This is a genomic window from Pleionea sediminis, from assembly GCF_007570825.1.
GTDB classification, from domain to species: domain Bacteria; phylum Pseudomonadota; class Gammaproteobacteria; order Enterobacterales; family Kangiellaceae; genus Pleionea; species Pleionea sediminis.
In genome coordinates this window covers 1,253,369-1,265,300 of sequence record NZ_SUNB01000001.1, presented here as the reverse complement: position 1 = coordinate 1,265,300, position 11,932 = coordinate 1,253,369, and the positions used below count along the sequence as shown (strand labels likewise).

The 11,932-nt window shown below is 42.0% G+C and carries 9 protein-coding genes; 8 read left to right on the top strand and 1 reads right to left on the bottom strand.

What is annotated here, in order from left to right; translation table 11 throughout:
- Nucleotides 1-4: 4 nt before the first annotated feature.
- Nucleotides 5-1,540, bottom strand: a complete 1,536-nt coding sequence (locus tag FAX86_RS05060) for a serine/threonine protein kinase (RefSeq protein WP_164503466.1) — start codon at nt 1,538-1,540, stop codon at nt 5-7.
- A gap of 272 nt (nt 1,541-1,812) precedes the next feature.
- Here FAX86_RS05060 and gpmI point away from each other — a divergent pair, with 272 nt between their 5' ends.
- The 8 genes from gpmI to FAX86_RS05020 all read left to right on the top strand — a co-directional run bounded on the left by gpmI (nt 1,813) and on the right by FAX86_RS05020 (nt 11,931).
- The gene (gene gpmI / locus FAX86_RS05055) at nt 1,813-3,354 is read left to right on the top strand and encodes a 2,3-bisphosphoglycerate-independent phosphoglycerate mutase (RefSeq protein ID WP_144392252.1); all 1,542 of its coding nucleotides are present in this window, start codon (nt 1,813-1,815) and stop codon (nt 3,352-3,354) included.
- A gap of 14 nt (nt 3,355-3,368) precedes the next feature.
- The gene (locus FAX86_RS05050; RefSeq protein WP_144392251.1) at nt 3,369-4,520 is read left to right on the top strand and encodes a murein hydrolase activator EnvC family protein; all 1,152 of its coding nucleotides are present in this window, start codon (nt 3,369-3,371) and stop codon (nt 4,518-4,520) included.
- A gap of 298 nt (nt 4,521-4,818) precedes the next feature.
- Complete coding sequence (locus FAX86_RS05045; RefSeq protein WP_144392250.1) at nt 4,819-5,997, top strand: S41 family peptidase; 1,179 nt, start codon at nt 4,819-4,821, stop codon at nt 5,995-5,997.
- A gap of 109 nt (nt 5,998-6,106) precedes the next feature.
- Nucleotides 6,107-6,871: a divergent polysaccharide deacetylase family protein gene (locus tag FAX86_RS05040; RefSeq protein ID WP_164503465.1), complete on the top strand. Its 765-nt coding sequence runs from the start codon at nt 6,107-6,109 to the stop codon at nt 6,869-6,871.
- A gap of 122 nt (nt 6,872-6,993) precedes the next feature.
- Nucleotides 6,994-9,660: a proprotein convertase P-domain-containing protein gene (locus tag FAX86_RS05035; protein ID WP_144392248.1), complete on the top strand. Its 2,667-nt coding sequence runs from the start codon at nt 6,994-6,996 to the stop codon at nt 9,658-9,660.
- Between the two features lie 174 nt (nt 9,661-9,834).
- The gene (locus tag FAX86_RS05030) at nt 9,835-10,260 is read left to right on the top strand and encodes a rhodanese-like domain-containing protein (protein ID WP_144392247.1); all 426 of its coding nucleotides are present in this window, start codon (nt 9,835-9,837) and stop codon (nt 10,258-10,260) included.
- 124 nt (nt 10,261-10,384) lie between these two features.
- Nucleotides 10,385-10,906, top strand: coding sequence for a protein-export chaperone SecB (secB, locus tag FAX86_RS05025; protein WP_144392246.1), 522 nt, complete (start codon nt 10,385-10,387; stop codon nt 10,904-10,906).
- 5 nt (nt 10,907-10,911) lie between these two features.
- Complete coding sequence (locus tag FAX86_RS05020) at nt 10,912-11,931, top strand: NAD(P)H-dependent glycerol-3-phosphate dehydrogenase (protein WP_144392245.1); 1,020 nt, start codon at nt 10,912-10,914, stop codon at nt 11,929-11,931.
- Nucleotide 11,932 lies beyond the last annotated feature (1 nt).

Below are 11,932 nucleotides of genomic sequence, written 5' to 3'. Positions count from 1 at the left end.
TCCTCTAGTTAAACGGGCTGAGATTAAAATCGCGCCTTAAAGCATTTTCTAAGGCTTCTTGAAACTCATCGACCGATTGATATCGCTTTTCAGGCTCTTTCTGTAATGCCTTATTAATAATTCTACTCGCACTTGGCGGTAAATCAGCCCGAATTTTGCGAACCTGTTCATGTTTCTTAGTAGTAATTTTAAGAGCTACCGTTGCTAGCGAGTCTCCAGTAAATGGAAGTTCACCGGTCAGAAGCTGGTAGAAGGTTACACCTAAACTAAAAATATCACTGCGACCGTCGACACGTTTACCCTGAATTTGTTCTGGAGACATGTAAAAAGGACTGCCCAAAATAGCACCAGTCCGAGTTTTACTTTGATCTGTGACATGCGCTATGCCGAAGTCGGTGATAATAACGGAATGCTTTTCGTCATCGTAAATGATATTGGCTGGCTTAATATCTCTATGAACAACACCTTTTTGGTGGGCATAACTAATCCCTGCTGAGATTTGAACTAAAATCTGATAGACCAAAGGTACGGCCAAAAGCGTATTGGGTTTATTATGTTTATCGAGAGGTACGCCCGGTAATAAATCCATTGCGATAAACGCGAGTTCATTTTCTTCACCCACATCGTAGATCGTAACAATATTCGGATGATTGAGCTTTCCTGCAGTTTCTGCTTCACGGAAAAAACGCCGTCTTGCAGTTTGCTCTTCGCCATCATCGAATTCCTCTGACAAGGCAAGTGTTTTAATGGCGACTTCGCGATTAATTGCGGGATCAATACCGCGATAAACCACACCCATTGCCCCCTTTCCGAGTACACTGTCAATTCGATAACGACCCAGAGTTGGTGGTTGAATGGCGCCACCTGGCACCATCAGCGTACTTTCTAGAGCAATAGTCCCTGTGAAACCTGGATTGGTTTGCCGTATTTGAGAGAGACGCTCGAGTTTGGCATGACTGTCTTTAAATCCTTTGCCTTTACTCAGAGTTTGGTATACCTCTTTGGCGAGCTCGTATTCTCTTTTCCTTTCACAGTGTTCGGCAAATTGATAACTCAATTCCAGAACATCACGGTGCTGCCCCAGTTGCTTGAGAATCTCCCAGGCTTTACTGAGTTGATTTTCATTCTTAAAATATTTGGCAGACAAGAGTCCCCACTCTCGCCGAGATTCAAAAATATTTTGCAAAGGGTATTCGTGATATTTTTCGATAAGTCCAAAAACCCAACCTAATAAAATAAATGCGGAATACTCAATAATTGGAAATTGCAATTGTTTGGACGCTGCATACCACCAATACCCAGCCCAAAAAATCATGCTGCTTACCAACAAAATAAGTGTGCTAACGCTTATTTTTAGTCGATATGCTAAGACAAAACTGGTAATGCTTATGAGTACGCCAATGCCGACTATGATATCCAGATAAGGCGTTGGACCAGTAATTTTGGCAACGATCAGCTGGTTGATGGGTCCATATAAAGGTATCCAATAGCCTGCCCAATGGCATATTAGTACGCCAGCGGAAGACACTAGCAACATCATTAGCCATCCGCTCGAAAAGAGTGATAGCACATTGGGAGATTTGGGCCTGAATAGCATCTAGAGTATTTGTATTATAAAGCCTCGTAAGATATTGAGCATAACTGATCATCTGCGATGTCTCAAAAAGAACCTGTTATTGATTCTCGAAACAGCGAACTACTCCGCGGTAATGCATGGGGGATGATATCTGCACAGATGAACTTTGAGCGTTCTCATGTATAATCGCGTTTCTAGTATTCGAGATTCTTTTTAGTACAGGTACATTATTCATTATGTCGGCAACACCTTCTTCGATGGTTTTATTGATCCTCGATGGCTGGGGATACAGTGAAGAGCCAGAAAACAATGCTATTTTGGCGGCAAACACCCCCAACTTCGATCGGTTATGGAGCAATTCTCCTCATACATTGATATCAGGTTCTGGAATTGATGTCGGCTTACCCCAAGGACAAATGGGTAACTCCGAAGTGGGTCACTTAAACCTGGGAGCGGGTCGAGTGGTTTACCAAGATTACACGCGTATTTCAAAATCGATTCAAGATGGCGATTTTTTTGAAAATCCAGCTTTGACAGCAGCAATCGATAAGGCGATCAAGAATGATGGTGCTGTCCATTTGATGGGCTTACTATCGCCTGGCGGAGTCCATAGCCATCAAGACCACTTATTTGCTTTGATGGAAATGGCGAAAAAGCGCGGTGCTAAACAATTGTATATTCATGCCTTTTTGGATGGTCGAGACATGCCTCCGCGCAGTGCAAAAGAGTCTATCGAGGCCGTTGAAAAGAAAATAGAAGAACTTGGTCTAGGAAAAATCGTTTCCATGACTGGGCGTTATTTCGCGATGGACCGAGATCAACGATGGGATCGAATCGAAAAAGCTTACGATATGATGACTTCAGGCATCGCCGATTTCCAGGCAACGTCCGCTTTAGATGCTTTAGAAGCTGCCTACTCTCGTGACGAAAATGATGAGTTTGTTCGCACAACGCTAATTGGCGACCCTATTACCATTGGTGATGGCGATGCTTTATTATTTATAAATTATCGAGCTGATCGAGCACGGCAGATTTCTCGTGCTTTTGTTGATAAAGAGTTTGCGGGCTTTAAGCGTAAAAAGAACCCTAAGTTAGCGGACTTTGTGATGCTCACTCAGTACGCAGCGGATATAGATGCTCCTGTCGCTTTTCCTCCTCTCCGGCATAAAAATGTTTTGGGCGAATATATTGAATCACTGGGCTACAAACAATTACGAATTGCAGAAACAGAAAAATACGCTCATGTAACCTTTTTCTTTAACGGTGGTGTGGAAAAACCATTTGATGGAGAAGAAAGGAAGCTTATTCCTTCACCGAAGGTTGCAACCTACGATCTGCAGCCAGAAATGAATGCTGAAAAAATGACGGATGAATTGGTTGAAGCTATCGAGTCTAAACAGTTTAAAGTGATAATTGGTAACTATGCTAATCCAGATATGGTTGGACATACGGGTAATTTTGAGGCGACGCGTAAAGCGATAGAAACCATTGATGTTTGTTTGGGAAGAATAGTTAGTGCACTCGACAAAGCTAGTGCAGAGGTTTTGATTACTGCAGACCATGGTAATGCGGAGAAAATGCTTGATCATTCGACGGGACAAGCTCATACAGCGCATACCAGTGGTCCAGTTCCCTTTATTTATTATGGACGCGATGCAGACGTTGTCGTTGAAGATGGAGTGTTGGCCGATGTTGCTCCAACATTACTTTCCTTGTTGGGGCTCGAAATTCCAAAAGAAATGACGGGACGCCCCATTATGAAACTGACTGAACAATAGAGTCGGAGTTTCAATTGTCAATTTCCCGATATTTTGGATTAAGTTTGTTAAGTCTTGCTCTGATTTTGAGCTCGCTCTGGTTGCAAGCGAGCGAAAAAAAAGAGCAAGCTGAAAAGGAATTGCAGGAAGTTAAAGAAAAGATTCAGTCGGTTCAAAGAAAGCTTTCAAGTCAACGTAAAGAATACAATAGCGCTACTCAGTCCTTACGCAAAACAGAAAAAAGAATTAACTCGGCAGCCAAAATATTGAGAGCTACCCAGAACCAAATTAGTCGTGAAGAAAAAAAGCTTGCTTCCAATAAGGTCCAAGAGAAGGAACTCCAAAAACAAAAAGTGAAACATCAGGCTGTGTTAGCGCAACAATTGCGTAGCGCTTATTCAACTGGAAGGCAGGAATATTTAAAATTATTGTTAAACCAAGAGCATCCTGAAAAGTTAGGCCGTATTTTAAGTTATTACGATTACCTCAATCGTGCTCGTACTGACAGTATTAAAGAGTTAGGTGAAACGATCGTTGAGTTAGCTCAAGTGCGTGAAGATATACAAACCGCTATAAAAGAACTGGCCGTCTTAGAAGCATCACAGAAAAAAGAGCAAAAAAGACTTTTTTCTTTAAAAGAGCAACGAAAAAAAGAAGTTGCTCAGTTAGCAAAAAGCATCGCATCACAAGACAAAAAGTTATTGAACTTAAGAGAGAATGAAGAAGAACTTGAGTCTTTACTTCAGCAAATGCAGCGAGCTTTGAGGGAAATTTTTAAACAGCAAAACCTGGAAGGCTTAGCAAAAGTTAAAGGTAAACTTGCCTGGCCGATTAAAGGACGACTTTCTTTAAACTATGGTGAAAGAATTAACCAGGGAATTCGAAGTAATGGTATTCGGATATCAACTTCGGAAGGTAAAGAAGTTGCCGCTGTTTTCCATGGAAGAGTAATTTTTAGTGATTGGTTAAGAGGATTTGGATTGTTAGTTATTGTCGATCATGGCAAAGGCTATATGAGTTTGTATGGAAATAATCAGTCTTTATTCAAAGAGGTTGGTGACTGGGTGGAAGCAGGAGAGATGATTGCGACTGTAGGACAAAGCGGAGGTAAGCAGTCTCCAGGGTTGTATTTTGAAATACGTCATCAAGGTAAAGCTCGAAACCCCATGCAATGGATTCGCAGTTAAGTTAGCCCCAGTGCATTTGAGTGAGCATGAATGGTTCATTTTAGTGCATATTAATTTCTCAAGTTATTGATCAAATTTCATTAGTTCCAGTTTCTGTGAATCAAAAATGTTTAATTTTTGTTAATAGAAAAGGTATAACTTTTTTAATAATAGTTATTCAAAGACCCGCTAAATAGAATTTAATTCTTAAAACCACTGTAGTTAGAGTGATTTTTATCATTATGAGGAATATTGCAGGCATAGATTTATTGATTGGTCTATAGTGAAAATAGAGCGGTTTTGAATTGAGGTCTGTATTATGCTTCGCTCCTTGTTGCGATCCTTGTCTGCATTTTTTCTTTTGTGTCTATGTTCTTCGGCTGTTGCACGAAATGCCGAAAAAGACTCTTCACGGTCGGTTGAACCTCCAATCCCAATGGAACAACTCAAAGCTTTCGCCGATACTTATTGGAAAATTAAGCAAAGTTATGTTGATCGAGTTGATGACAAACAACTATTAGAAGGGGCAATTAACGGAATGCTCAAGTCGCTGGACCCTTATTCTGGCTACTTAAATGAAGACGATCTAATGGACCTTCAAGCAAGTTCTGAGGGTGTTTACGATGGATTGGGCGTCGAAGTTGTTTCTGAAGAGAAGCATATTAAGATAGTGAAAACATTGGATGGCTCACCAGCTCAAAGGGCGGGTATAAAAGCGAATGATTTAATTGTTGCGGTTGATTCGATTGTAGTCGCAGAAGCGGGAGTTGATAAAGCCATTGATGCAATGCGAGGAAAAGCGGGCGAACCGATTCAGCTCCGTGTCGTTCCACAAGGAAAAGGAGAGGAAATTCAATATCACTTAATTCGCGAAACATTAGAGATGAAGAGTGTTATTGTGAAGGAACTCGCAGATGGTTACTGGCATGTAGAGTTAAGTGTTTTTCAACGAGATAGTGGCTACGAATTAGAAAAAGCTATTTTGAATCAAACATCAGGCAAAGCAATGAATGGCTTAATTCTTGATTTAAGAAATAATCCTGGTGGCGTTTTGAGAGCTGCTGTTGATGTTGCTGATTTACTACTCGAGACTGGAGTTATCGTTTCGACCGAAGGTCGAGCTGCTGATAGTATTCAACGTTACTTTGCAAATCCAGGAGATTCTTTAGAGCTTGTGCCAATGGTCGTGCTCATCAATGAACGATCGGCATCAGCTTCGGAAATTGTTGCTGGTGCTCTACAAGATCATCATCGCGCTCTTGTTTTAGGTAGTAAATCTTATGGAAAAGGTGTTGTGCAATCCATCTTACCCATTCGTCACAACGCTGCCATCAAATTAACAACGTCTCGGTATTACACTCCAAAAGGACGCTCTATTCATGGACTTGGTATCAAGCCAGATGTGACTGTTTCCGCAAATTCGGAGGACGGCTCTGAGGATTTGTGGTTAGAGCAGGCGGTGACCTTGCTAGCGGAGCAATCAGAGCGTAAGCTCTAGAAAAAATAACAATTGAAGTACGCGGATGTTACGAGTTTGCTGCCTGTTTATAGGTTTATTCAGCTTTAACTGTGCTGTTGCCCTGGACCGAGGCGAATACCTTCTTCCTGTGAAAAAGCCTAAATTAATTCTGATAATAGATGATCTCGGTGATAATTTTCATTTGGGAAAGCGAGTGCTTAATCTTCCCGTAGCGTTAAATTTAGCTTTTTTACCGAACACTCCTTTTGCAAAGCGTTTAGCAGAACAAGCTTTTTTGAAAGGGCACGACGTAATGTTGCACTTTCCTATGGAAGCAACAACTCGGCCAGACCTATTAGGAAAGGGTGCCTTGGTCAAACGACATAATGAACAAGAAGCCCAAAAATTGTTCGATGAAAACTTACGTCAAATTCCTTTTGTTATTGGGTTTAATAATCATATGGGAAGTGTCATGACGGGTTCAAAAGCTCATATGGACTGGATTATGAGTCATGCAGCAAAGCATGGTTTGTACTTTGTCGATAGTAAAACGGCGGCGAATTCTGTAGCCCTTCAGTCCGCTGAACTTGCTGGTATCCCTTCACTCGATCGTGATGTCTTCTTGGATCCATCAAAAGAGCAGCATGTGATTGAGGAGCAATGGCGAAGAGCTTTACAAATTGCTGATGCTCAAGGAGAAGTTGTTGTGATTGGACATCCATATCGAGAGACATTGAAGTTGTTGGAGCGAGAACTACCGAATATCGCAGAAAGATATCAGTTAGTTACCGTTTCAGACTATTGGAAAGAAAAGCTTATTCCTGAAATCAAGTTACCAGTACCTGCGATTGGTGATGGCGACAACCTCTCCGTCAGTAAGGAATCAACTCACAGAGCAACTCTAGCTCTATAAAAAGCCTTTTTGTAAAAGTAAATATTACCTAATTCTTCAGCTCATCTTTGCTTTCCGAGTAAAACTAATATTATGATGAGTGAGATTTTGAACACTCAACGATAAAAAAAGCCAGAAACGTTATGACTCGACATAAAAAGACATATTTGAGTATTGCAATTGCGGGGCTAGTTACTGCTGGTTCTCAAAGCTTATTTGCAAAACCTGTGACCACTGACTTTCCTCACTTCGATCATTACCCGAAAAATGCGATCGTCATGACGAAAGTGAACCCTAGTTCTGCGGATGTATTACATTTGATTAAGAAGAATGCAGCGGCGCTAGGTGTCGAAAACTCGATTGAATCGCTGGCATTTGCCTATAAAAAATCGAGCCTATTAGCGGAACACTATTACTTTGATCAAAAAATAAATGGGTTAAAAATTTGGAATGCTTCCTTTAGCGTTTCTATCAATAAGCGCGATAGTTCGGTCATAAAGTCATATAACACGCTGGTTGAGCACGTTAACTTAAAGTCTCAAAATTGGCCTGATGAAGCAAAGTTGTCGAAGGCAGAAGCGAATGAGGCTGGCTGGCAATTTTTACAGCCGACGGGCTTATTGTTGAGCAAGCCAGAAACAGAGCTCGGTTATTTGGTGCGCGGTGATCGTTTAGTCTTGGTCTACAAAAACCAAATTGAGCTAACTAGCCCACGCGGTGCCTGGCAACAATGGGTTGATGCGCAATCGGGCAAAGTAATTTACTCGGAGCGTTTAGACACTGCAAGAAATGATGATGCGCCATTAAAGAAAAAATACTATAAGCCTTTTGCATCGCAAAAAAACTCAATTTCCTACAGCGACGCCTTGGCGAAGTTTGAAAATAGAGCGTTAGGCAAATCAGCTTCGAAAAAAGGCAATGGTGCAATCCTGGCCGAAGGCTCTGCGACTGTTTTTGATCCCGACCCAAGAACAACATTAAATGATGAGACTATTAACCTGCGGTCGACAGAAGACGCCTTTACTGACGCTTACCTACAAAGAGTTTTAAACGATATTACTCTCGCAGATGGCGTGTATTCTCTGGTTGGTCCGTATGTTCAGATCGAAGACTGGGATTTGCCAGAGTCTCGTCCAAGTACGACAACTGATGGTCAGTGGACAGCAACGCGAGAGGATTTATCCTTTCACGACGCGATGACTTATTTCCATCTTGATCAAACGCAACGATACATTCAGTCACTTGGATTTACCGGTGACACAGGTATTCAGGAGCTATCCATAACTGCAGATTCAAATGGTATGGAAGGCGCTGACAATTCATCATTTACTCCTTCTTCGAACCGATTGTCTTATGGTCATGGTGGTGTTCCGGACCCAGAAGATGCCGATGTTTTGTTGCATGAGTATGGTCATGCGATTACTTTTGGCATCAATGAAGACTTTACAGGTGGTGATACTGGGGGTATCGGTGAAGGATTTGGTGATTATTGGGCCGGATCTTACAGTTACAGTACCCCGAATGGTCAGACTTTCAGACCTGAATGGGTCTATACCTGGGACGGTCACGACGAGGTGAATACTTGGCCCGGCCGTACGCTGGATCGTCTTGATTTAACTTATGATCCCTCAAGAAACTATGGTGCTCACGACACGATAGAAGATATTGATGACTATAGTGACCAGCTATGGTCTGCCCCCTTGTTTCAATCGTTAGTCGAAATTATTAATCAAGGCGGAACACGTGAAGAAGTTGATCAAATTATGCTTGAAGGACAATTTGGTCTTGGAGCAAACGTAACGATGCCAGAAATGGCGGTCTCCATTATTCAAGCGGCGCAAGCGCTCCAGCCTGATGGCGTTCATGCAAATGTTCTTTATTCCATGTTCAAACAAGTGAACATTATTCGACCCCTGTCGCGAAATGAAATTGTTTACGAGCGCGCTGGTGAAAATGGAGCTCCTGATCCCGGCGAGAAAATAGAATTTAAAATACCACTTCGTAACGCCAACACTTTGGCAAGTGAGGGTGTAAGCGCTACAGTGACTGTTAGCAATGAACTGGTGGAAGTGCTTAACGGAACATCCACATACCCAGACCTTTCGACCAGTGCACAAGCGCTCAACACGGATAACTTCGAATTAAAAATCGATAGAAGTTTAGTGTGTGGAGCAAATATCGAAGCGCAGCTTGATATTTCTTTTAATATCGAGGGAGACAATGAAAATGAGCAACAGGAGTCTCTCGACTTTATTATCCCGACGGGACGGCGAGTTGTTAATTCATACTCTGGAAATACCGAGTTAAGAATCCCCGATGCAAATACAACAGGCATTAGCTCCGATGTTGAGGTGGCAAATGCTGGTAATGTCATAGACGATAATTTTAGTGTTGATGTTGAGATCACCCATGAAAATGTTGGTGATTTAACAATATCTTTAGTATCTCCTACAGGTACAGAAGTTGTCCTAATCAATGCAGACATCAATGACAATCGCCAAAGTTTGATTGGAAATTTCCCAGACGACTTTGAACCTGTCGGGGATTTTACTCGATTTAATGGTGAAGACTTCAATGGTGATTGGGAGCTCAGAGTTAAAGATATTTTCGCCGAAGATGAAGGAACCTTGACGTCTTGGCAACTTAATTTATCTGCCCCCCCCACATGTGAAGATACAAGTCCTGAGGATAACTCGACGCAGAACACATTGTATGCACTTGCTGGCATTATCTTGTTTGGTACGGAAGCAGGGAGCTTTGGATACGTATTAATCTTGTTGCTGTTACTGGCCCATCAACGCCGACGTTGATCATTCATTTTTGGTGTGTTGCGCAGTCTCTTTGCGTAATACACCAATGATGATTAAATGTCAGAATAATTACTCCTTATAAACCAATGGCCTACAGCTATTTTTGCACCACAATCGTTTTTTGCGCATAATGCCTGCCCCAATACAAAACGATAACATCTTGCTAGGGAAACTATGCAACAATTTGTTGAATTTTTATCCAATCATCCTGTGTTAACAGGCGCTTGGTTGTTAGTCGCAATTCTTCTTGTTGTGGCTCAAATTAAGCATTTAAAAGTTGGTATTAAGGCGCTTGTTCCACAAGAAGTGACCTACCTGATTAATAAAAAAGATGCGGTAGTCATTGATATGCGACCAATTGCTGACTTTAATAAAGGTCACATCGCGGGATCAAAAAATATACCTCAGTCGAAATTAGATGACAGTCAAAAAGAACTTGAAAAGCATAAAAACAAACCCATTATCATGGTTTGCGCCAACGGTATCCAGGCTGGACCCGCTGGAACCAAACTTAAACAAGCTGGGTTTGAAGAAGTGTTTAAATTATCTGGCGGTTTTCAGTCTTGGTTAGGAGAAAACCTTCCGACGGTAAAAGGTTAACTGCCATTGTAAAGGCAGATTTTTAGGGGACCGATGCTAAGCAATCGGTAATTATTAGTCCTGATGTGGTGTCTAAACCAGAATTATCAGGAAACAAAATTATAGATGTTAAAGTGAGATTATTATGACAGATCAAGTAGAAGTTAAACCAGAAGGCGCGCAATCTAACACTCAGACGCCAGAAGGCGTTCAAGTTGGTATTCAACGTGTTTACACAAAAGACGTTTCTTTTGAAGCTCCAAATTCTCCAGAAGTTTTTCAAGATGCTAATTTCAAGCCTGAAGTAAAAATGGAAATGAACAGCAAATCACGAAAGATTGCTGATGATTTTTACGAAGTTGTTTTGACGATTACCTTAACGGCCGCTTCTGGCGAAACAACTGGATTTCTAGTTGAAGTTCAGCAAGCTGGTTTATTTGGTGTTCGTGGTTTGAACGACGGTCAGTTACGTCATCTACTAAGCACTTTCTGTCCTGAGTCTTTATATCCCTATGCACGTGAAGTGATTTCAAGCTTAATTACTAAAGGTGGTTTCCCTCCTGTGTATTTGGCACCTGTTAATTTCGATGCTCTTTTCCGTCAACAAATGGAGCAACAGGCACAACAGCAAGGTGCTGGACAGCCTGAAGGCGAGAAAGCAGAGTAATTAGTGTGACAACTGCACCAGAGCAGTTTTCACCAATAGCAGTACTGGGAGCCGGTTCTTTTGGTACTGCTCTAGCCATATTATTGGCGGGTAATGGAAATCCGACACGCTTATGGTGCCGCGATCCCGACCAAGCAAAGCACATGCAGAATGAAAACTGCAACACCAAATATCTGCCTGAAGCTCCCTTTCCATCGACACTCGAAGTATCCGATAATTTAGAACAGACGCTCAAGGGTGTTCGTGATGTTTTAGTGGTTACTCCTAGTGGCGCATTTTCTGAGACATTGAAAAAGATAAAGCCATTGGTGCCTAAAGACGTTCGAATCGTTTGGGCGTGTAAAGGGCTTGAACCTGGCAGCGCTCGATTTTTACATGAAATTGCGCTTGAAATCTTTGGCGATAAAACTCCGATAGCTGTTCTATCTGGACCTACTTTTGCTAAAGAGCTAGCAACAGCGATGCCAACGGCAATAACCTTAGCCTCAAATGACGAAGCCTTTTCTGAAGAGTTAGCTGAGCGACTCGTGAACAATACGTTTCGAGTCTATACCAGTTGTGATTTAGTCGGTGTGCAGATTGGTGGTGCTCTCAAAAACGTTATTGCAGTTGGAGCTGGTATTGCAGATGGTATGGGGTTTGGTTCAAATGCTCGCACAGCATTAATCACTCGTGGATTAGCCGAGATTCAACGACTGGGATTAAAGCTAGGCGGACGTCCTGAAACTTTTCAAGGATTAGCAGGTCTGGGTGATTTATTGCTAACTTGTACAGATAATCAATCGAGAAATCGACGATTTGGATTGGCTGTTGGTTCGGGAGAACCTGTAGAGTCGGCGATCGAGAAAATAGGGCAAGTTGTGGAAGGCGCAAAAAACGCGCATCAGGCTGTGTTGCTTGCTGAGAAAAACAACGTTGATATGCCCATTTCAAATGCGATTTATCGAATTGTTCATGAAGGCGCTGATCCTGAAGAGCAGGCTTATTTATTATTAGGTCGCCAGATGAAGTCCGAGGGCGAATAGA

Excerpts from the sequence above, each read along its gene's own strand:
- secB (WP_144392246.1), top strand. The coding sequence starts at position 10,385 with ATGACAGATCAAGTAGAAGTTAAACCAGAAGGCGCGCAATCTAACACT.
- FAX86_RS05030 (WP_144392247.1), top strand. The coding sequence starts at position 9,835 with ATGCAACAATTTGTTGAATTTTTATCCAATCATCCTGTGTTAACAGGC.
- FAX86_RS05035 (WP_144392248.1), top strand. The coding sequence starts at position 6,994 with ATGACTCGACATAAAAAGACATATTTGAGTATTGCAATTGCGGGGCTA.
- FAX86_RS05060 (WP_164503466.1), bottom strand. The coding sequence starts at position 1,540 with ATGATGTTGCTAGTGTCTTCCGCTGGCGTACTAATATGCCATTGGGCA.
- gpmI (WP_144392252.1), top strand. The coding sequence starts at position 1,813 with ATGTCGGCAACACCTTCTTCGATGGTTTTATTGATCCTCGATGGCTGG.
- FAX86_RS05045 (WP_144392250.1), top strand. The coding sequence starts at position 4,819 with ATGCTTCGCTCCTTGTTGCGATCCTTGTCTGCATTTTTTCTTTTGTGT.